The organism is Mycobacterium sp. IDUB_21 (genome assembly GCF_055419425.1).
Genome location: NZ_JBVAXQ010000017.1, coordinates 70,311 through 92,180 on the forward strand (window position 1 = coordinate 70,311; position 21,870 = coordinate 92,180).

Annotated in this window: 18 protein-coding genes; 2 read left to right on the top strand and 16 right to left on the bottom strand. The window is 64.4% G+C overall.

Annotated elements, in window-relative coordinates; genetic code table 11:
- The first annotated feature begins 10 nt into the window (after positions 1-10).
- Entirely contained in the window at positions 11-1,300 is a 1,290-nt protein-coding gene (locus ACZYY4_RS20945) for an ArsB/NhaD family transporter (RefSeq protein WP_463811966.1), read from the top strand.
- A 108-nt stretch (positions 1,301-1,408) separates the two neighbouring features.
- On the opposite strand, the gene ACZYY4_RS20950 is transcribed toward ACZYY4_RS20945, so the two are convergent.
- Complete coding sequence (locus tag ACZYY4_RS20950; RefSeq protein WP_463811967.1) at positions 1,409-3,430, bottom strand: fatty acid desaturase; 2,022 nt, start codon at positions 3,428-3,430, stop codon at positions 1,409-1,411.
- An 81-nt stretch (positions 3,431-3,511) separates the two neighbouring features.
- Here ACZYY4_RS20950 and ACZYY4_RS20955 point away from each other — a divergent pair, with 81 nt between their 5' ends.
- A complete protein-coding gene (locus ACZYY4_RS20955) occupies positions 3,512-4,930 on the top strand; it encodes a PucR family transcriptional regulator (RefSeq protein ID WP_463811968.1) in 1,419 nt (472 codons plus the stop codon).
- A gap of 128 nt (positions 4,931-5,058) precedes the next feature.
- Here ACZYY4_RS20955 and ACZYY4_RS20960 read toward each other — a convergent pair whose 3' ends face one another.
- The 15 genes from ACZYY4_RS20960 to ACZYY4_RS21030 form a co-directional block, all read right to left on the bottom strand.
- Positions 5,059-6,273, bottom strand: a complete 1,215-nt coding sequence (locus ACZYY4_RS20960; RefSeq protein ID WP_463811969.1) for a PucR family transcriptional regulator — start codon at positions 6,271-6,273, stop codon at positions 5,059-5,061.
- A gap of 221 nt (positions 6,274-6,494) precedes the next feature.
- A complete protein-coding gene (locus ACZYY4_RS20965) occupies positions 6,495-7,436 on the bottom strand; it encodes an alpha/beta hydrolase-fold protein (protein WP_463811970.1) in 942 nt (313 codons plus the stop codon).
- A gap of 60 nt (positions 7,437-7,496) precedes the next feature.
- A complete protein-coding gene (locus ACZYY4_RS20970; protein WP_463811989.1) occupies positions 7,497-8,030 on the bottom strand; it encodes a CAP domain-containing protein in 534 nt (177 codons plus the stop codon).
- 140 nt (positions 8,031-8,170) lie between these two features.
- On the bottom strand, positions 8,171-8,581 hold the full coding sequence (locus tag ACZYY4_RS20975; RefSeq protein WP_463811971.1) for a DUF732 domain-containing protein: 411 nt from the start codon (positions 8,579-8,581) through the stop codon (positions 8,171-8,173).
- A gap of 17 nt (positions 8,582-8,598) precedes the next feature.
- Entirely contained in the window at positions 8,599-9,276 is a 678-nt protein-coding gene (locus tag ACZYY4_RS20980) for a hypothetical protein (RefSeq protein WP_463811972.1), read from the bottom strand.
- Positions 9,277-9,324: 48 nt separating this feature from the next.
- Positions 9,325-9,876 carry a mammalian cell entry protein gene (locus ACZYY4_RS20985; protein WP_463811973.1) on the bottom strand — a complete coding sequence of 184 codons (552 nt, stop codon included), beginning with the start codon at positions 9,874-9,876 and terminating at the stop codon, positions 9,325-9,327.
- The gene (locus tag ACZYY4_RS20990) at positions 9,873-11,270 is read right to left on the bottom strand and encodes an MCE family protein (RefSeq protein WP_463811974.1); all 1,398 of its coding nucleotides are present in this window, start codon (positions 11,268-11,270) and stop codon (positions 9,873-9,875) included. Before ACZYY4_RS20990 ends, ACZYY4_RS20985 begins: the two co-directional genes overlap by 4 nt.
- 22 nt (positions 11,271-11,292) lie before the next feature.
- Positions 11,293-12,447 (bottom strand): virulence factor Mce family protein, encoded by a 1,155-nt coding sequence (locus tag ACZYY4_RS20995; protein ID WP_463811975.1) that lies wholly within the window; start codon positions 12,445-12,447, stop codon positions 11,293-11,295.
- Positions 12,444-13,772: an MCE family protein gene (locus ACZYY4_RS21000; protein ID WP_463811976.1), complete on the bottom strand. Its 1,329-nt coding sequence runs from the start codon at positions 13,770-13,772 to the stop codon at positions 12,444-12,446. The genes ACZYY4_RS20995 and ACZYY4_RS21000 overlap by 4 nt, the downstream gene beginning before the upstream one ends.
- Positions 13,769-15,100, bottom strand: coding sequence for an MCE family protein (locus ACZYY4_RS21005; protein ID WP_463811977.1), 1,332 nt, complete (start codon positions 15,098-15,100; stop codon positions 13,769-13,771). The genes ACZYY4_RS21000 and ACZYY4_RS21005 overlap by 4 nt, the downstream gene beginning before the upstream one ends.
- A complete protein-coding gene (locus tag ACZYY4_RS21010) occupies positions 15,097-16,125 on the bottom strand; it encodes an MCE family protein (protein WP_463811978.1) in 1,029 nt (342 codons plus the stop codon). The genes ACZYY4_RS21005 and ACZYY4_RS21010 overlap by 4 nt, the downstream gene beginning before the upstream one ends.
- A gap of 37 nt (positions 16,126-16,162) precedes the next feature.
- Positions 16,163-17,554: an MCE family protein gene (locus tag ACZYY4_RS21015; RefSeq protein WP_463811979.1), complete on the bottom strand. Its 1,392-nt coding sequence runs from the start codon at positions 17,552-17,554 to the stop codon at positions 16,163-16,165.
- Positions 17,555-17,558: 4 nt separating this feature from the next.
- Positions 17,559-18,410, bottom strand: coding sequence for an ABC transporter permease (locus ACZYY4_RS21020; protein ID WP_463811980.1), 852 nt, complete (start codon positions 18,408-18,410; stop codon positions 17,559-17,561).
- Positions 18,407-19,117, bottom strand: coding sequence for an MlaE family ABC transporter permease (locus ACZYY4_RS21025; protein WP_463811990.1), 711 nt, complete (start codon positions 19,115-19,117; stop codon positions 18,407-18,409). Before ACZYY4_RS21025 ends, ACZYY4_RS21020 begins: the two co-directional genes overlap by 4 nt.
- Positions 19,118-19,499: 382 nt before the next feature.
- Positions 19,500-21,827 (bottom strand): prolipoprotein diacylglyceryl transferase family protein, encoded by a 2,328-nt coding sequence (locus tag ACZYY4_RS21030; protein ID WP_463811991.1) that lies wholly within the window; start codon positions 21,825-21,827, stop codon positions 19,500-19,502.
- Between the last annotated feature and the right edge of the window lie 43 nt (positions 21,828-21,870).

Here is a 21,870-nt window from a genome sequence, read left to right on the forward strand (position 1 = left end):
GGCTGCACCGATGATCTACTTCGCGGTCGCAGTCTTCGTGATCGCCTATGCATTCATCGCCGCCGACCGGGTCAACAAGACCGTGGTGGCGTTGACCGGTGCGGCCGCCGTGGTCATCCTGCCCGTCATCTCCTCCGACGACATCTTCTACTCCCGCAAAACCGGCATCGACTGGGACGTCATCTTCCTGCTGCTGGGCATGATGATCATCGTCAGCGTGCTCCGTCAGACCGGCGTGTTCGAGTACGTCGCGATCTGGTCCGCCAAGCGCGCCAAGGGTTCTCCGCTGCGGATCATGATCCTGCTGGTGTTGGTCACCGCAGTGGCCTCGGCCCTGCTCGACAACGTCACCACGGTGTTGTTGATCGCCCCGGTGACGCTGCTGGTCTGCGACCGGCTCGAGATCAACGCCGCACCGTTTCTGATGGCCGAGGTGTTCGCCTCCAATATCGGCGGCGCCGCGACGCTGGTGGGCGATCCACCCAACATCATCATCGCCAGCCGAGCGGGATTGTCGTTCAACGCCTTCCTGGTACACATGGCGCCGATCGTCGCCATCGTCCTGGTCGCCTTCATCGTGCTGCTGCCGCGGCTGTTTCCGGGATCGTTCGATGTCGACCCCGATCGGGTCGCCGACGTGATGGCACTCGAGGAGAACGAGGCGATCCGCGACCGCAGCCTGCTGATCAAGTGCGGCCTGGTGCTGGCCGGGGTGTTCGCCGGGTTCATCGGGCACTCCGCGCTGAACCTCGAGCCGTCGGTGGTGGCACTGCTCGGCGCCGGGGTGTTGATCGTGATCTCCAAGATGGAGCGCTCGGACTACCTGTCCGGCGTCGAGTGGGAGACCCTGCTGTTCTTCGCCGGTCTGTTCGTGATGGTCGGCGCTCTGGTGGACACCGGGGCGGTCGCCGCCCTGGCCAAGGGCGCCACCGAACTCACCGGCGGTAACGCCTTGTTGACCACAATGGGAATTCTGGGGGTGTCTGCTCCGGTGTCCGGCATCATCGACAACATCCCCTACGTCGCCACCATGACGCCGATTGTGGCCGAACTGAGCACCACTCTCCCGAACGACCTGCACCCGGACGCGCTGTGGTGGGCGTTGGCGCTCGGCGCCGACTTCGGCGGCAACCTGACCGCGGTGGGGGCCAGCGCCAACGTGGTGATGCTCGGAATCGCCCGCCGAGCCGGAAATCCCATCACATTCTGGGAGTTCACCCGCAAGGGCATCGTGGTCACCGTGGTCTCGGTGGCGCTGGCGGCGCCGTATCTGTGGTTGCGGTATTTCGTGTTGGGCTGATTCGGCTCCAGTCCTCGACGCAGCCAGCAGCTGATCGTTCACCGACTACGAGAACCCGGTGCACCTTCGTCCGCTGGCGACTATGCGCTGCGATGTCACGAAGTTCTGCTATGCGTCGTAGTCGACGGAAACGGTTGGGCTGCTCGGGTGCGACTGGCAGGTCAGCACGTAGCCGGCGTCCAATTCAGCCAGTCCGAGAGCGAAGTTCTGGTCCATCTCGACGGTCCCGGTCAGCAACTTGGCGCGGCAGGTACCGCAGGCGCCGCCCATGCAGGCGTAGGGCGTATCGCCGCGGACCTGAAGCGCTGCCTCCAGGACCGACTCACCCGCTGCCAGATCGACGGTCTGCTCTTGGCCCGACAGCCGAAACGTCAGCGTGGCGGGGGGGTAATGATGTGCTGCGGACTTGGTTTTCGTAAAGCCGGTGAACAACTCCAAGTGAATCCGTTCCGCGTCCACGCCGTGCTGGAGCAAGGTGTCATGCACAGTCGTCGACATGCCCGCCGGTCCGCACACGAACCATTCATCGACGGTGCTGGGCCGTAGCGAGGTGGTCAGCCAGCGGTCGAGCTTTGTTGCGTCGATCCGCCCCCTCAGCTCCGGAGTATGCAGTGGCTCAGACGACATCACGTGCCGGACCTCCAGACGGTCCGCGTAGCGGGATTCGAGGCGGTACAGGTCGCGGCGGAACATGGTCGACTCTTTGGTGCGGTTGCCGTAGATCAGCGTGAAGCGGCTTTCGGTTTCGATTTCCAAAACTGTCTCCAGGATCGACAGGACTGGCGTAATGCCGCTGCCGGCGGCTAAACCCACGTAGTGCTTTTGCGCCAGTGGGTCCAGCCGGGTGCCGAACCGGCCGGTGGGGGTCATCAGTTCGAGTACGTCTCCTGCCTTCAACTCGTTGGCCACAAAGCCTGAAAACGCCCCGCCGGGAATGTCTTTGACTGCGATCCGCAGTTGTGCCCTAGTGGCCGGCGCGCAGATCGAGTAAACACGCCGCACGCCTTGGCCGCCGAGGTTGGTGCATACCGTCACGTGCTGACCCGGTTCGAATCGGAATTCGTCCTGGAGCGCCTCCGGCACCGCGAACGTCACCATTGTGCTGTCATCGGTGATGGGATCGACCGATGCCACCGGAACGCGGTGCAGCACTGCGTGAGTCGCACTCGACCTGGCCGGCATATGCACCGGCACCAGGCGCCCGAGCCTGCTATTGAGCTGCTTCCATTCTCGAAATTCATCCGAATTCAGTTGCTGGCCGAAGACAGTGGATATCGCGGCGTCGCGCTCCAGGTAGGCCTCCTCGTTACGCCGCCAGGTCTTGACGTAGCGGTAGAACGGCACGGACGGGTGCAGGTGATGCACCAGGTGGTAGTTCTGCGACAGCATCAGCGGGGTGAACAGCCACTCCATCCCGACGCGCGCGCGGGTGGCCTGGTATCGGTCGCTGCGCTGCGTGGCTTCCAGTCCGTGATGTGGCAACCAGTCGAACCACCATGCCAAGAAGAACATTCCGATGCGCTGCGGGATGAGGAACACGACGGAGAGGGTCCAAAGGTGGCCGGTGGCAATCGCCACGAGCAGTCCGACGACGCTCAGTGCTAACACGAAGACGGTCTCGGCGACCTCGGCCTTCGGCCGGTTGGGAATCGTGCGGATGAGGAACTTGCCATAGAACAGTTCGGCCAACGCCCAGCGTGCCGGCGCTTGCCAGGTCGGGGCATGGGAGGCCCAGGCGTCGGGATCATTGTCGTCGTCGTTCGCATACCGATGGTGCTCGATGTGGATGAACGCATAAGAAGGGAACGACAGAATCGGCACGATCAACAGCATGGCCAATCGACCGAACAGTCCGTTCACCCATCTCACGGTGCTGATCGCGTAGTGGATGGCGTCGTGCAGCACGGTGAACATCGTGAAGGTGACGGTCGCGTTGACCGGAATGGTCACCCAGGCTGGCAGCCAGCCCTGGACGTAGCCGAGCGTGGATATGACGAATGCGACGAGTGAACCGGTGAATAAGCTAACCGTCGGCCATGCCAACGTCGGGACTGGCGCACCGGGGTCCGGGAGGGCATGGCTTCCGGCGGGCTCCTGCTCGGTGCTGTCGATGGAATTGATGATCGACATCGGGGCTCCATTTCCGGTCAAGGTGTTGACGGCTGGGTGTACGGCCTGCGAAGTACGTGGACGAGCGCCGAGAGATGATTTATGACCGAGCTGACACTGTTTGCTGGCGCATCAACGAAAGTACGGCGATTTCCGCCCCGCGACGACGTAGTGATCGGACCAACTCGCGCAGTGTTTTTATGCGCTGCATACAAACCCGCGCCCGATGTGCCTGACGTGCTACTAGGGTTCCTGGTCATGACGGCACAAAACCGTGAATACACCGAGCGCGTGGCCGAGTCCGCAGCCGGCATTATCGCTCGCCTTGGAGACCAGCTGGGTGCGGTCACTCAGGCAACCCAGGAGGTTCTCCTGCGCGACGTTTCGGAGTTGCATGGCGACACGCAGTTGCTACAACTGTTGCGCGACAACACCGCGGCCAACATCGATACGTTCTTCACCGCACTTCGCAACAACATTCCCTTGGAGAGTCTCGAGCCGCCGACCGCGGCCATGGAATACGCGCGCAGGTTGGCTCAGCGGGAAGTGGCGTCCACGGCACTGATCCGGGCTTATCGCCTTGGGCATCAGACAGTCCTGGGCATCATGCTGGACGCTGTCCGCGCGTCTGGACTGGAAATCAAACTTCAGCTGGATACATTCGAGCTAATAACCGAGCTGTCCTTCGGATACATCGACTGGGTGACACAACAGTCGATCGCGGCGTATCAACAAGAGCACGATCGTTGGCAGGACAAGCGAAGCAGCTTGCGCGCCTTACGCGTCCGCGAGGTTCTCGAAGGTGGCGACGTCGACACCGATCTCATGACCGCCTCGATCGGATACCCACTGAGACGAACGCACCTCGCATTGGTGTTGTCGACAGCTGAATCCGGCAACAACGACGAACTGGCCAGTCTGGAGCGGTTCGTGCACCGTGTTGCGGAATTGCTTGGGGTACAGGAGAAGCCGTTGTTCATTCCCGCGGATCGCTTGACCGGATGGGCCTGGATTCCGCTGGCCACGTGCGACGGCACGTCGGCATTGGAGCGTGTCGGTGAATTCGTCCGTAGCGAACCCAGTGCACCGTATCTTGCTGCCGGCATACCCCAGCCCGGGCTGGCCGGGTTCCGTCGCTCTCACGAACAGGCCGCCGACGTTTTTGCAGTCGCGGTCGCGTCGGATGCACGGAGCAAGCGGTTCACCCCGGCAGATGAGCCGGGAATTCTGCTCGCGGCGATACTCAAAGAGAAGCAAGACTCGGTGCACAAGTGGATCGGAGAGGTGCTCGGCCCACTTGCAGAAGACACTGACAGCGATAAACGGCTTCGCGAGACTCTGAGCGTGTTTCTGCGCAGCGGATCGAGTTTCACCGCCGCAGCTGCGGAATTGCACCTGCACTTCAACTCGGTCCGGTACCGAATCGGCCGGGCCGAGCTACGCCGCGGCCGACCCATCGGCAGCGACCGCCTCGACGTCGAGGTGGCGCTGCTGTTACGACGGCTGTTCGGGCACCTGTGAACAGGTCAAGCACCACAACCCAGGAGATCTATTTCAGAACCGACCCGTCTGGCCGATCTCAGGCCAACCACTCGGACATACCCAGTACTCCTCAGCGCACTGTCCGTCGCCGCGCCGACGCCAACTCGCTACCGGCACTTCAATGCCCACCAGATCCCGAATAGATCCTCCACATCGTGCATGTCGCAGCCGCTCAGTTCCTCGAATCGCGCCAATCGGTACCGGACGGTGTTCTGGTGGACATACAGCTGCTTCGCAGTCCGTTCTACGTTCATTCCACATGCGAGGTACGCATCAATAGTCGTGAGCAACTCTTGAGCGGACCCACTGTCCCGCAGCGGGCCGACATAACGCGTCCGCATCGCCTTCCCGACCTCGGTGTCAGCCACCGTGGCGGCACGCAGCCCGACTGACGAGATGTCTTGCACCCCCCGCATACCGAACTTCTGAGCCGTGATCAGCGCCCGCGTCGCCAGTCGATACGACGCCGCCATCTCAGCGAGCGGCAGCGCCGGCCCGGCACCGGCGACGACGTCCAGTTCCCGGCTTGGTCGTTCACTCAAGAAGCCCGCCACACATCCGTCGACTACCGCGCACAGACCCGACGTTCGTTGGCTCACGCCATGGAATCCCAGCGCCCACTCCAACTTTCGCCTCGACATGCCGGGCATCAGCAAGGCACGAATCGCAACGTAGCTGCCGGCCGGGTCTAGGCCATGAGCATCGGCTTGAATCGCCAGCTCGGCGCCGGAAATGGTTCCGAGTAATACATCGCGCACAAAGCTCGCACGCACATCTTCAGCGAATCGGCACGCGACCTCGGTCCGCCGGTACGCATCACCGGCGGCCACCATAGCGAGGTCGGACCAAGTGAGAGCAGCCCGGACGAACGCCAAAACCGCAGCATCCGCGATACCGAGTTTCCGACTCAACAGCTGGGCATGACTGATCACCATCCCGACCGCGATGCGCCACTCTCGCAGCATCTCATCCACTGAGATACCTTGCCGCACTCGTGCTGCGCCGATTACAGCCGGCTCGTCGCACTTGACGTCATCGATCATCGCGCACCCACCGTTGCCCGAGCGCAGGCAGCATTCGATCGAACGGGTGAGGTCACGTTCCAGGACCGTCGGTTCCAGCACCGCATACACCGGAAGCTCGCCCACGATCGCCTCGCGGGTCAGTGCGGCGACATCCGGGACACGGCGCAGCAGTGCATCGAGCAGCAGTGCATCGATCAGCGGTGCCGGGGAATCCTGGGACAGTGTCAGCGGGTTGCAGTCCGAACCGCCGACCGTCCCACTCAGGGCCGCCACATCGACGACAAGATGGCCCGTCACGCGGACGGATTCGTGATCGGTGCGCTTCGGTATCCACCCCCTCCGGAGGCGAGAGCAGCCGAAAGCCTACTGACCGGAAACATGTCCACCGATTTCCCCCATCGCTTCACACCCTGACCCGGGTTCAAAGCCTACGTCGCCCGACGCCTCGTCATAGGTGTCCGGCGGCCAAAGGTGGGACGGATCTTCGTCTCCACGAGACAAGTCGCCCCCGGCTGGGTCTACCTGATCGTCGCTGCGAGATCACCCGACATGGCCCCCAGCTGCGGACCCCAAGTCGACCAGTCATGTTCCCCCTGCAGCGGGATGTCGAAATGGCCGTTGGCCCCACCGACCGTGTGGTAATGCTGGTAGAAGGCGCGGTTGCTGCCCTGGGCCACGTCGCAGAAACCGATCATCGCGGCCGGGTCGCTGCAGGTCGGCGTCGACGGGCTGTATACCCATAGCCGGGTGTTGTTCGCCGACAGCGCTGCCACATGCACGTCCGGATCGTGCCATTTCCAGCGGCCGAACTGGGCGGGACCCCACATGTGCTGGGTGTCGACGCCACCATACTGAGCCATCCCCGCGGTGATGGCTCCGTTGACGTCGGATCTCGACGGTGTCAGGAAACCCGACAGCGACCCCGCGTACCGGTAGCGCTCCGGGTGCGACCCGGCCAGTGCCAACGCGGCGGTTCCCCCCTGCGCGGCACCGACGATGCCGTGCCCGCCGGACGCCAACCCCCGGTTGGCCGCCAGCCAGTCCGGCAATTCCTGCACGAGGAACGTCTCCCACTGGCGACCGCCGTCTTGCTCCCAGTTGGTGTACATACTCCACGCACCGCCGGCGGGAGCGACCACCGAAATGCCCTTCCCAGTCAGCCGGTTCATCGCCCCACCGGCCGTCACCCAGTTGCTCACCTCGGGAGCGGCATTGAATGCGTCCAGCAGAACCACCGCGTGCGGTCCGCCCGGCATGAAGGTCACCGGTATGTCGCGGCCCATCGCCGCCGACGGCACCATCAGCGCCTCGATGCCCGCGCCCCACGCCGGTGTGAAACCGGCCGACCACAGTCCGGTGAGCAAGACCAGGGCGGCCAGCACAGCGGAGTACCCTCGGCAGCCGCCTGTCTGCTCGACCGCCTGCCCCGCTACCCCATCACTCTGAGCTGAACTATCCATGCGACATCCCCTTTCCACCCCTTTCCAAACCCGCCGCAACCCAGCAATCCGATCTGCGCCTCAGCGCGGCTCCTGCCCCGGCGGTGGATACACGCCGCGCAGAATCCACGCCCACCACCTGTTGCCGAACTCGACCTCATCGCTCATGTCGTAGTCAGGGGAGGGATCGAGCGGCACATTCTGACCGGTGGTGTCCATCGGGTCCGACGGCTGCCCGTACACCGCGACGACAACCGTCCGGTCTATCCGGTTCTCCGTCCATACGCCCATCTGACTGTTGGCACAGTCGGACATGATGGCTAATGCCGCCGGATCGTTGTACCAGCGGTTGATCAGTTCGACGCCGCTGATCGCGAGTGCCGGATGCACGGCGACCGTTTCGCTCACCCTGCCCCGGTAGCCTGCCGCCTCGGCGCGCTCCTGCGGATTCGAGCCGTCGGACCCGACGTCGGAGTCCAGTCCCCGATTGTCGATCAGATCCCTGGCGTGCCGTTGGGCGGCCAGTATCAGTCGGCCATCGGGCCGCACGTCATTTCGGCACCCGGATCTGTTGTGCTGGATCGTGAACACGTTCGCTATGACGCTGTCGTTCATCCGCTTGTTATTCGCAATGAGGATGTTGACGTCGTTGTCCGCCGCTGCGACTCCAATGCCGCCGAAGACCGCAGCGACCCCGAGCAGCACAAGCGCCGGCCGTAACTTCAGCTGGTGACCCATCCAACCCATCTCCCTGATCACGGCCCGGCGGGCGCGGGCCGATAGTGTGCGGCCGACCGTCGGAGCTGCCAAATCTGTTCGGGGCACAGTTCGTTCGCCGCGCGATCGATGAGATATGACGCCTGATAATCATCGATGGTGTTGAAATCGTTCTGGACTTCGCCGATCATTACCGGATAAGGCCGTCCGGACGCTATTTGCTCGCATAACGCCTCCCCGTATGCCAACGCCGCGTCGGAGTTCGGAAAGTTGTAGCCGGGCCGGGCCGTGACTTGAATGAGAAATGCCATTTTCTTGTCCCACTCGACGTCGGCGACACCGACGGGGGCCCAGACGCCTGCGAGACACAGACCTGCGGCAACCAACCCGAGAAGCCACCCCGCCCTCGAATACGGGCCGCATTGCCCGCGCGCACCTGGATCGCTCACCGTCAGCCCTCGATTCATCAGATCGGTTCGAATGCGGAGATCAGCCAGTGCCCGTCGATCTTCTCGAGCGTGACCCTGACGATGGACGCCGTGTCCGTCGGCGCCTCCGTGTCAACGACCGCAACCTGATTCACGAACACCAGGACAACGGCGTGCCTGGGAGTCGCCGAGACCGAAGCTGCGGCCGGGACGGCCGCGACCGTCGAGATGTGCTTCTTCTCCGAACCCGGGATGACGACGTCGTGGACGAGTTCTCGAAACGAGTCCCGGAACGAACCCGTCAGTCGCTCCTCGGCCGCCTTGAGTTGATCCGCGACGGTTGACGCCTGATAGGACAGCATCGCCTCCGTCGATTCCGTCGCGGCCCGAACCGACTCCGTGCGTGCGGCGTCGACCGCGCGCGCCTGAGCGTCGAGCCACGCCATGACCGCCGCCGCGATCGCCAGCAGCAGCAGGATTCCCGGGAGGGTCCACCGAAAGGCAACGCCCCGCCAGGACCGCGGCCGGCGCCCGGCACCCGGGGCCGTCTCGGGATCTGCGGTCCCCGTCGACTCCCCGGATGACATTTCCTCTTCGGGTGCGCCGTCCGCCGAAGTCACGTCGCCTGCGGCGGTCTCCGCGGTCGCGTCCCCGGACGCGTCCTCCCGGTCCGCATCGAACACGACGTCGTCCACTAATTGCGTTGTGTCTGTCATCGACTCCACCCTCATGACTCACCTGATCCAGTGCCGGCCGCCGATCGACTATGGGACGAAGGCGACATCGGACACCTTGACCTCTCCCCCGACCCGACTCACCGAGACGCGCATCCGCCATGCCCGCGGTGTCTTCTCTTTCGATCCCAGGTTCGTCGTCTCGACGTTCACCCCGACAAGCACAGCCGCTCCGTCCGCATCGATGGATTCGATACCCGCTTCGGTCACGGTTCCCACCGACTTCGCTTGCGCTTTCTGGACTACCTCGAGGAAGGCATTGGATCGGCTCTTGAAATCGTCGTAGAACCCGGCCGTCGATGAGTCGAGGACACGTTGGATATCCGCCTCGGCGTGCTCGTAGTCGATCGTGGTCAGATTCAATGCACCTTGCCGTCCCACCCGGAGATACTCCGCGCGTTGGGCATCGTCTCGGTGGTAGCTGTGGAGTCGGATTCCCAGCCAGCCGGCCAGGCCCCCCAGCGCCACCGTTGCGATCAGACCGACTACCACCGCTTTCTTGGGTCGCCGGTGATTCCGGGCGACCGTCTCGTCAGCGGCCGTTTCCGCCGACGCAACCGCCGTCTCGTCACCCGCGGTCACTGCAGACCTGCCTGCGGTACCAGCATGGATTCCAGCGACTGCCCCTGCTGTGCCCCCTTGGCGAGGTTCGACTGCCGGCGCATCACCCCATCGGGTCCCACGTAGGTGCCAGTGGCTGGGTTGTATTCGGCCACGCCTACCACCCCCGGGGGAAATTGGGGGATGTCCTGCCCGGTGATCGTCGCATTGGGATCTCCCTTCCAGTTGAATCCATCGTTGAGCGGGACGTACTCCTCGTCGCTCTCGCACATCGCAGCCGTCGGCGCACGCTTTCCCGGACGTGTCTCGCACGGGAGATTGCGCGCGCCGCGGACATTAAACATCGCGTCCTGCGGTACGCGGCAATACAATTCGCCTTCCGGCCGGTCCGGATAATCCTCGTGCGCGCTCACCCGTGCTTGCTGCGCCGGGAGGAAACCGGTCATACACGGCGGCGGGAGATTCACGTTGAGGTTGAAGCTGAGATACGCCCCGCGCATCCCCTGCTTGGTGTTGTGCGCGGCAGTCCCTGCCGCCTGCAGGACCTCGACGAGAGACGGCAGCAGCACCACCAGCTGCTCGAGCCCCGCGGCGTAGGTGACTCCCACATCAGCCACGCTCACCAGGTTCATCAGGATGATCGGCAGGGTGGGCTGCAGTCGATCGAACAGCGCCCGTGCCTGCGCTGACGCACCCGGTCCGTTCTTGACCAGTGACACGAGGTCGCGATCACGTGACTTCAACTGCTCCGAGACACTGGCGATACTCGCTGCCCAACGCTGGATTTCGTCCGACGTGTCGACCTGCGACCTCATCAGGGGTCCCGAGTTGTCGATCAGGTTGGTGATCGAATCCAGGTTGTTGCGGGCGTCTATCGCCAGCTTGGTGGAGCCTTTGACCAGTCTGGCGAGCTCCGGTCCGAGACCTCCGAATGCGGCGTAGGACTCATCCACGACCGTCCGGAGATTGTCCCGCGGAATCGCCATCAGGCCCTTGTCGGTGGCGTCGAGCAGTTTGCCGATATCCGGTGGTATCGAGGTGCGATCCGCTGCGATGACGTCCCCGTTCCGCAGGGCGGGGCCATCGCCGCTGCGCGGCACCAACTCGACGTACTGCTCGCCGATCGCGCTCTCGCTGTGCACGTGGGCATCCAGGTCTTTGGGGATCGGCACAGCGGAATCCAGTGCCAGGACCGCCGCAACACCCCGCGGTGTCAGCGTGACGTCCTTGATGCGACCGACCTCGACACCGCGGTACGTCACGTTTCCGGTCGCGTACAGGCCGGCAGCGTTCGTCAACTCGACGGTCACCCGGTAATGCCCAACCCCCAACAGCAGCTCCGGCAACCGCATGTAACCGAAGCCCATTATCGAACCGCCGATCACACTGATCACCGCGAACACGGCCAGCTGCACTCGGATCCTCTGGGAAATCAAGTCAGGCCCCCTGATCGGTGCGGTATGGGACGGTGAGCGGGTTGCCCTGATTGAAATAGCCGCCGTTGAGGCAGGGGCTGGGGAACTGGCCTATGGTGCGGCCCCACTGCAATTCCAGCTCCGTCAGATCGCACTCCCACTTCGTCCCGGTGAAGAACGACGCGTCCAGGCGACTCAGGGTCAAGTCGATGATCGCCGTCAGATTCGCGGCGTCGCCCCGAAAGAAGTTCGGGACCGTGTCCAGGAAGAACGGATAGCTCGGGAACAGATGCAGGGCGCGCAGCAGCGCCGGCCCGGCGTTCGCCAGCGACTCGGCGACCGGGGCGAGGTCGTTGAGTTCTGCGACCAGGGTCGCCTGCGTCCGACCGATCGAATTCGACCAGGACTCACCGAACTTGCTCAGCTGATCGGCCAGCTCGGTCAGTTTCTCCCGTTCATCCTTGAGCACGGTCAGCGCGTCGGGAATTGTCCGCAGCGCCGTGTCGACGACGTCTTTCTGGGTTGCGAACTTATCCACCAGGTTGTTCAGGTTGTCGGTGGCACCGATGATGTCGTCGGTCTGCTTGTTCGTATCGCCCATGAACGTGTCCAGTCGCGCGATGAGGCTACGGAGATCCTGCTCCCTGCCATCGACCGCGGTGGCGAACGCCTTGGTGATCTCCTCCACGTGCCGGATACCGCCGCCGTTGAGAAATGTGGAGACCACCGCGAGCGTCTGGTCGGTCGTCGGATAGCTGGCCGCCGACGCCAGTGAGATGAGCCCGCCGTCACCGAGCCTGCCTTGCGGGGCATCGTCTTTGGGCGGTGCGAGTTCGATGTGCAGCGATCCCAGAAGGCTCGTCTGGCCCAGGCCCGCGGTCGCATTGGCCGGCAGCTGGACGTCGCCGTTGAGGCGGATCGTCAGCAGCGCATGCCAATCCTGCCGTTCGATGCGGGTGACCGTCCCGACCGTCACATCGCCGACCCGGACCCGCGAGTTCGGTTGCAGATTGTTGACGTCGGGCAGCTGTGCATAGACGGTGTAGGAGCCCGGGCCGCGCCCCTCGGTGCCCGGCATCGGGAGCGTGTTGAGGCCGCGCCACCCACAACCCGAAAGTGTCGCCATCAGCAGCGTCGCGATCACGATCGCCAACCTGCTGCGGCTTGCCGGTCTCATTGCGCACCGCCGGGAAGCAACAGCCCGGTCAGGCCTGATTCCGGATTCGACGGCGCCGCGTTGACCTGGCCCGGCAGCGCCGCCCAGAAGTCGGCGGCCGGCGGACCGGGCTGCGCGGGCGGAACGGGTTGCGGCGCCGGCGCGTCCGGTACGTGATCGGGGCGCAGCCAGTCCTCGCTGTAGGTGATCTCGTTCGGCCGAGCACTGGCGCCGACGAACAGGTTCTCGCCGAGCGGTAGCCAGTTGTACTGACGATTCTTGACTATCGGCGCGAGGTACTGAACACACAGTTTCGCTGCCTGCTCGGAATTGCGGCGCGAGGCCGCCTGGACTGAACCGCAGACGAACGAAATCGGGTCGCTCAGGTTGTTCGGCGATAGCGCGCCCGTCAACGTCCCCTGGGCCGGCTGGTAGATGTTGAGGAAGTTCTGAGCGGTATTGGGAGCTACATGGAGGAACTGCTTCAGGTCCCCGATGCTCTGGCCCAGCGCTTCGGTAATCGAGGCGGTCCTATCCGCCACCACGCCCAACGGCTCCCGGTTCTTCGCCACGAATGCGCCCGCCTTCTCCGCCAAGACATTGAGATCCGCGACGGCATTCGCGATCCCCTGCGGGTCGCTGGTCAAGGCGGAGCTGGCTGTCGCGAGGTTTCGATTCAGGTGCCGCAACACGTCGTCGCTGTCCCGCAGCGCCGTCGTCAGGATCGACAGGTTCTTGACGGTGCTGAATACGTCGTCACTGTGATCCCCCAACGCGGATATCGCCCGTGACAACTCGATGATCGTCTCGTGAATCTCGGGGCCTCTGCCCCGCAGGTTGTCCGCCGCGGTGTCGACGAATTCACCGAGTGTGCTGACACCGCCCGGCTTGATCGGCTGCAGCGTCTTCGTCAGCCGCTGCAGTTGTTCGCGGAACTGGTCCCACTCCACCGGAACCACGGTGCGCTCCCGGGGTATCACCGAGTCATCGGCCAGCACGGGGCCCCCGGAATAGGCGGGGGTGAGTTGGACCGCCCGCGCGCTGACCAGTGACGGCGACAAGATGACGGCGTTGACCTCGGCCGGGACGCGATACTTGTTGTCGAACCAGAAATCGATCTTCACACGTTCGGGTTCCGGGGTGATCTTGGTGATCTCCCCGACGCGCACCCCCAGAATCCGTATCTCGTCGCCGGAGTAGATCCCGTTGGCGCTGTCGAAATAGGCCGACGCATGGGTTCGGCCGATCCCACGGTCAGATCCGAACAGCAGCACCGCACCGCCGACCCCGAGGACGGCGAGCACACCGGCCGCAGCCCGCCTGGCGGTCCGTCGCGTGACGCTCACCGCGCACCTCCTTGCACTACCTCACCGGGGGCGGTCTGGAAAATCGGCCGCTGCGGCAGGACCGGCGCGGACTGCTGGTCCTGGGGCGCCGGCGCGGGCGGACCGGGCGGCGCACCTCCGGGCGGCGGGGCGGGCGGTTCATCACGAAGCGGATAGCAGCCGGTGCCCCAGTTGAGCGGACACGGTTGGTCGTCGGCGTTACCCGTGATCGCGTCGGGCAGGTACACCCGTGGTGGTCCGCCCTGGCCTGTCCTCGGGTACGGCACCGGTAGCGGCGGCGTACCGGGTTGACCGACCTGCGGATCAGTGCGGTCCGACGGCAGCAGGACGTTGGGGTCCAGCCCCAGGTCGGAGAACGCCGACTCGATGTAGGGCTGAATGAACTGTCCCGGCACGACATTTGCCACATAGGCCTTGAAGAACGGGCCCGACGAGACCGCCTCACCGAGCCCGAGGACATGCCAGTTGAATCTCTTCAGCCATTCCTGCAGCTTCTCTTTGCGCTGCTCGACGATCGTCAGAACACCGTTCAGTTTGTCCAGCAGCGGAGTCAGCGACTCCTGGTTGTCATCGATGAATCCGCTGATCTCCCGGCTGAACAACGAGATGTTGGCCGACAGCTGGCCCAGCGCAACGCTCTCGGCGTTGATCTGACTGAGCAGAGCATCCGTCTCGGCGACCAGCCGAACGATCTGGTCACTGCGCTGCGCCAGCACGTTCGTCGATTTCCGGGCGTTGGCCAACAAAGTGCGCAGCTCGTTATCGCGCCTGCTGATGGTCTTCGCGAAGCGTGACACGCCCTGGATCGCGACCCGCAGGTCCGGCGGCGTGTCCTGAAAGGTCTCCGCCAGCGTGTGCAGCGAGTCCGCCAACCGATCGGTGTCGATCCCGCTGATCGCCGCGCTCAAGTCACCCAGCGCATCGGGAAGCTGATAGGCCGGCGTGGTCCGGTCGATCGGGATCGGGCCCTTCTGCCAGCCGTCGCCCCGCGGCGTCACCCCCAGCATCTTGGTACCGAGCAGGCTCTTGGTCTTGACTGCCGCCTCTGTGCGATCCCCGAGGCGCACTTTCCCAGAGACCCGGAAGGTGACCCGGACCTGCCGCCCGTCGAGCTCGACGTCGCTGACCTTGCCGACCGTGATACCGGCGACTTGTACCTCCGCGTGCGGAGTCAGGCCCCCGGCCTCCGCGAAATAGGCGGAATAGCGCTTCGTCGCCGAGATCAGCGGAATCGAATCGTAGTACCACGTACCCAGTACGAGCGCCACGAGCGTCGCAAGGCCGACGATGCCGATCGTCAGATGATTGCGTTCCTGAAACGACGTCACTTTGGGGTGCACCTTCCCGACGGCTGGCCTGCCACCTTCACGTACATCGGTTGGCCGCCTTTGCCATTGAGCTTGAGCACCAGTTCGCAGAAGTAGAACGAGAAATAGTCTCCGTTCAGCGCCTGCCGATTGAGCGCCTTGACCGATTCCGGCATCTGCTCAAGCACATACTCGAGGTCCTCCTTCTGCGCAAGCAGATTGTTCGACACCTGATCGGTCGCATTGAGGATCCGCTGCACTGGTGCGCGCCCCTGTTGAAACAGCCTGCCGATAGACGCCGTCGCCGCATTCGCGTACCGAATACCCCGGCCGATGTCCTCCTTGCGCTCGGCCAGTCCGTGTACGAGTTCGGCAAGCGAGTCGATCGCCTGCCCGAACTGCTGACTGTTGTCACCGAGAGACCCCAGGACCGTGTTGAGGTTGGTGATCACCTCACCGATGAGCATGTCTCGGTCGGCCAGGGTGTCGGTCAGCATCGCCGTCTGGTCGAGTAGCGAACCGACCGTGACCCCTTGACCTTGAAAGGCACCGACGAGCTGACTGGTGAGAATGTTGATCTGCTCGGGGTCCAACGCCCGGAAAAGCGGCCTGAAGCCCTGCACCAGCGCATCCAGATCGAGCGCGGGCATCGTTTGCGAGAGCGGGATGGCACTGCCGTGGGCGAGCAGTTTCGTGCCCCCGGCGCCTTCCTCGAGGGCGAGGTACCTGCCGCCGATGACGTTGTCCCAGCGGATCACAGCCCGGGTGCCTTCAGTCAGTGCCACCGAGTGGTCGGTGCTGAATTCAACCTTCACGGTCCCGTTGTCGTTGAGGGACAGCCGCTGGACCTGCCCGACCTCCACACCTGCGATGCGCACGAAATCCCGTCGGGACAGCCCGGTCACATCACTGAACTCGGCCGAATACGAACTCGCCCCTCCGAATCGGAACTGCCCGAAGATCGTGATCAACACGAACACCGCGAGAGACATGACGAGCACGAACAGCCCGACTCGCACAGCAGTGGCCGACAACTTCTGCTTCACAGCGATTGTGTCCCTTCCCCTGGCTGTTTCATCTGGCTCATCCCGGTGGCGGTGGCGGTGCAGGCGCCGGGTCGGCCGGTGGCGCGGGTTCCGGCGCCGGCGGAACGTGCGGGAAGAGCGGTACCCCGTCGGGCCCGTACATCGGAGCCCCGTAGGGCGGCGTCTCGGGCCCGTACTTCGGTTGCGGGCCAACGGCCGGTCCGGGCAGACACTGCCTGACTGCCGGCGGCAACGGCACCGCGCGCGTGACACGGAACCAGTCCGCGTAGCAGAATTGGCCGATTCCGGGGTTCGGTCTCAGATCGAGGCCCGTTCCCCAGCCGGTGTTGGTCACCAGGTGGCGCACCGGAAAGTTGTTCTTGACGTCCGGCAGCGAGCCGCAGCCCGGTTTTCCGCCGGGCCCGCCCTTGGCCGCGATGATCGGGAGATTGTCCGGGTAGCGGTAGATCTCGTCACCGAGCAGCAGCGCGACATCCACGATCAGGGTCGCTCCGTCGCGGCCCCCCATGTAACCGGGCAGGTCATAGTCATCGATCAGAACCTGCGAACCGACAAGTGTGCACGTCAGGGACGGGTTGTATTTGAACAGCAGGTTTGTGGTCGACTTAAGCGCTTCAATGCTGTGGGCCAGGTTCTGCTGGTTCGGCCCGACCAGGTTGTCGCCGGCCCGGGCGAAACCCGACAATTCCAGCAGCAGCGCATCGACGTCCTTGGCGTGCGTGGTCAGCGTCGTACTCGTCGTGGCCAGCGCGTCGAGCGTGCTGACAATATCCGGAGCCGCCGATGCGTAGGTCCCGCTGAGATCTCTGAACGTTCGCCAGTCACCGGCGATCGTGTCGGTGCGGGCGTTGACCGCCTCGAGGACCTGGTCGGTCGCGGTGATCGCCCGACCCATGTTCTCGCCCTGACCTCGCACTCCCTCGGCGAGGGCGGACAGCACCGCGTCGAGCTTCGCCGAATCGATCTGGCGGACCACGCCCACCAGGTTCTCGAAAACGGTGTTGACCTCGGTCGACACATTCTGTGATCGCAGTGTGGCGCCCGCTACGACGCTCTTGGGGCTGGGATCAGCCGGATAGATCAAGTCCACGTATTTGGCGCCGAAAACAGTGGTCGCCGCGATTCTGGCTTCCACATTGGCCGGTATGTTCTTCAGCTGAGCCGGTTCGATATCCAGTTTCATCCGTACCGAATCACCGACGCTGGTGATGTCGCCGACGCGCCCGACCTGTACGCCGCTGAGTTTGACCTTGGCGCCGGTCTCCATGACCAGGCCGGAACGATCCGAGGTCAACATCACCGACTTGTAGCGGTGGAATGATCCGGTGAACAGGTTCGCGACCACCCAGGTGGTCAACGCCATCACGACAAGGAAGATCAGCGGCCACCATCGTGGGGAGATGCGGGACTCGTCCGGTGCGATATCCAAGATGTCAACCTGCCAAGTGAAAGTTGCCGGTCGCTCCGTAGACGGCCAGGGTGATCGCGACGGTCACCACGACCGACGCGAGCAGCGATGCGCGGGTTGCGCGCCCCACCGCTTCGCCGACCCCAGACGGCCCGCCGCTGGCGGTGAACCCGTAATAGGTGTGAATGAGCATGATGACGACACCGGCAGTGGCTACCTGTGCAAACGACCACAACAAATCGGTCGGGTTCAGGAATGTGCGGAAGTAATGGTCGTAGACGCCTGCGGATTGCCCGTAGACGTAGATCGTTCCGGCCCGGGCGGCGAAGAACGCCATCACAACCGCCACGCAATAGAACGGCACGACTACCACCAGCCCGCCGATGACACGGGCCGAGGCCAGGTACGCGATCGATCGAACCCCGATAACCTCCAGTGCGTCGATCTCCTCATTGATCCGCATGGCGCCGAGTTGGGCGGTCGCACCGGCGCCGATTGTCGCGGCCAGCGCGAATTCCGCAGTCAGCGGGGCGATGATCCGGACGTTGAAGTACGCCGACGCAAATCCCGTCAACGCCTCGACACCGACTTGGGAGAACTGGTTATAACCCTGGGCTGCCACGATTGCGCCCGTCGTGAGCGTCAAGAAGGCGACAATCGCGATCGTCCCGCCGATCAGCGCAAGTGCACCGGAGCCCAGGCTCATCTGCGCGATGACCCGCAGGAACTCGACGCGGTAATGCACGAAGACGTCCCGGGTGGCCGACAGTGTCTTGACATGAAACTGGATCTGCGCGCCGAGCCGGTCCCAGTGGTCGGCGAAATCGTCGAATCGCCGGGTCAGTCGCGAAGAGATGCCGTCGACTGGTTGGCTCATAGCCCGACCCGGAATCCCAGTGCGGTGACAACGATGTTGATCACGAACAGCGCCATGAAGGAGAACACCACGGTTTCGTTGACAGCCCGGCCCACACCGGCCGGACCGCCGGTGACCGAGATGCCCATATAGCACGCGATCAGGCCGGCAGTCATGCCGAACAGCGTCGCCTTGATGAAGGCGATGATGACATCAGAGATTCCGGTCAACAACGTCAGGCCTGCCACGAAAGCCCCGGGGGTGACGTGCTGGGTGAACACCGAGAAGACGAACCCGCCGAACAGGCCCACCAGAATGACCAAGGGCGACAAAAGGAATGCGACCAGGGTTGCCGCCAGCACCCGGGGAATGACCAACGCCTGGATCGGGTCGATACCCATGACCCGCAGTGCGTCGAGCTCTTCCCGGATGGTACGCGCCCCGAGGTCCGCGCAGATCGCAGTCGCTCCGGCACCTGAGACCACCAGCACCGTCAGGATCGGGCCGATCTGCAGGACAGTGCTGAGCGCCGCACCCGTGCCGGAGAAGTCGGCGGCCCCGAATTCGTTCAACAGGATGTTGAACAGGAACACGGCCAGGACAGTGAACGGGATCGACATGACCAACGTCGGAGCAAGCGACACCCGCGCGACGAACCAGGTCTGCGTCAGGAATTCACGCCAGGCGAACGGTGCGCGGAACAGCTGGACGAACGTGTCCAGACACATCGCGAAGAACCCACCGAGTACTCGTACGGGTTTGGCGGCGGCGACACGGATCTCCCTCACGCGGCGGTGCCGCTCTCACGGTATTCGGGGCCCGCCCCGGCCGGCTCGACCATGCCGCCATCAGCGCACCGCGTACTGATCAGTCGGGGAGATGAATCCCGCTCCACCGAGCGCCAAGACCCCGATCCGAGCACTACTCGCCCCCCGACTGTCGCTCCCCATTGATGTCGTCACAATGTCGCGAAGTGTGACTGTTCGAGGCCGAGCCTAGGTGAGTGACCTGCGTCAACGACAGCCAAAACAACACGTTCAGCCAAACCTCCAAAGCGGCACATGTTTTTTGTGCTGCCCTATGAACCGCCCCCGGGCGGCAGGCCGGAGTTCACCCCCCGACACCGGCACCGAGCAACGTCTCAGCGTCCGAAGTGCGGGGAGGAGCTGCACTCGCGGATGCGCCCTGATCACACTTCGCCGCGCCCCGCAACGCGTTCCGCGCTGCTTCGACGCGCTCACGCGCCTGTGCAAGACGTTCCTCCGCTTCCCGATGCGCAACTTCCGCCGCCCCGCGTGCCTTCGCGGCGGTCGGGCCGGCTTCTGCCGCACGCCTGACGACTTCCATCAGAGCCTGGGCTTCGGCAGCACACGCGGCGGCGTCCGTCTCTGCCTCCTGCACTTCGCATCCGGCGACATCGATCTGCTGGGCCGATCGCGCACTAGCCGCCGACACGGCGTCCCCACCCGATTCGGGCTCGTCCCCGCCGCCTTCCGGGACACCGGCCGCGTCTAGTTCCTCGAAGGCGCGGCGCACGCTCTTCACTTGCGCGGTGCGGGCGGCCAGATCCGCGGCGGTCTGTTTGACTGCGAGCTTGGCTTTCTCGACCGCAGCCTTGGCGTCGTCGGCCCGCTTCGTTGCAGCCGCGATGATCTCCGCGGCATCTGCCGCCACCTCGACAGCTGCCGCCTGCGCTTCAACCAACGATCGCCGGGCAGCGTCGGTAGCCGCGGCACACGCTGCGGCCGCGGCCTCGGCTTCTTCTACCGCACGCCGAGCGGTCTCGAGTTCAGCAGCTGCGACAGCCTTGTCAGCCTCGGCCGCGGCATCGCGTGCCGCCCGTTTCACCGCTTCCACCCGGGCCGCCGCCTCGGGAATCGTCGCCTCGGCGTCACGGTACGACCGCTCCGCCGCCTCGACTTCAGCGGCGGCCTCGGCGATCGCCGCTTCGGTGTCACGCAGTTTCTGCTTAGCCGCGTCGACTCCGGTCTCGGCATCGGCGACCGCGGCATCCGCTGTCTCCAGTGCGGTTACGTTGGCCGCCAGGGATTCTCGTGCCGTCGCAGCACGCTCGAGGGCGTCCGAGTGCGCGCTTTCGGCCGCGAACCGCGCCGCTTCTGCGACGGCTCCGGCCGCTGCCGCATACGTGACCACATCCGCGAGTAGCGTGACCTCGCTGTCGCACGTGGCGAGACGGGCTTCGGCGTCGTCGCGGGCACGAACAGCCGCCTGCATTGCGTCCAGCCGACCGGCGAGTTCGACCTCCGCGTGCGCCAAGGCATCACGTGCGCTTTCGCGCGCACGCACGAGAGCGGCCGCACTCGTTGTGATGGCCGCTGTTGTCTCGGCCAGGATCTGCCTTGCCTTCGCGGCACGTGCCATTCGGGCGGCGAGTTCCGACTCCGCGTCCCGCGCCACCTGCTGCGCATTCTTGGCATGCGCCACAGCTGCGGCAACGCGCTGTTCGGCGGTCTGCTCGACGGCGGCCGCAGCCACGGCTTCGACCGGCCGGACGGTATGTGCTGCGGTGCTTCGCGTCCCGCTCCCGACGGCCTCCGGCGATCTCAGGATCCTGAGGGTGTCCCGGTTGATGACGAAGTAAGTCGTCGCCACCAGGAAGATGAACAGTGAGATAACAGTGTCCGTCCCGATCGCGCCCTCGGCGACGCCGTCTCCACGCAGCAACAGTACGCAGAACCGGCCGAGCGCATAGGAAGCCACATAGCACACGAACAGTAGGCCCGGCTCCAATCGAACCCGGCGATCGAGTTTGATCAGGAAAACGAATACTATTACATCCCAAAGTGATTCGTAGAGGAATATCGGATGCACCACCAGCGCCACCTCGCCGGTCGAAACCCCGTTGACCGCATGTACGTCGACGAACCCGGCGGAATCCTCTCGGGAAAAGATCGCCAGTCCCCATGGCAGGTCCGTTGCACGACCGAAGAATTCCTGATTGAAGTAGTTGCCGATCCGCCCGACCGCCTGTGCGAGTACAAGGCCCGGGGCCACGGCGTCGGCAACGCCGGCCGTCGATACGCCACGACGCCGGCACGCGATCCACGCCCCGACCCCGCCCATCGCGATCACGCCCCAGATCCCCAGTCCGCCGGCCCACACTCGCAGCGTTGCACCGAAGCCCGCACCCCCGGTACCGAAATACGTCCGCCAATCCGTCGCCACGTGGTAGAGACGACCTCCGATCAGGCCGAACGGGATCGCCCATAGTGCGACGTCGTAGACGGCTCCGGGTGCACCACCCCGGTCCACCCATCGCCGCTCACCGATCCCGGCCGCCACCACGATTCCGGCAATCACCAACAGCGTGTAGGCACGGATCGGCAGCGGCCCAAGGTGCCAGACACCCTGCGAGGGGCTGGGAAGGTATGCCAGAACGGTCTGTGAGCCGTCCCGGTAAGTCCGGAGACTCCCGATCTTGGGAGGATTCGAGTTATGGGACGTGCAAGCAGGTATCCCG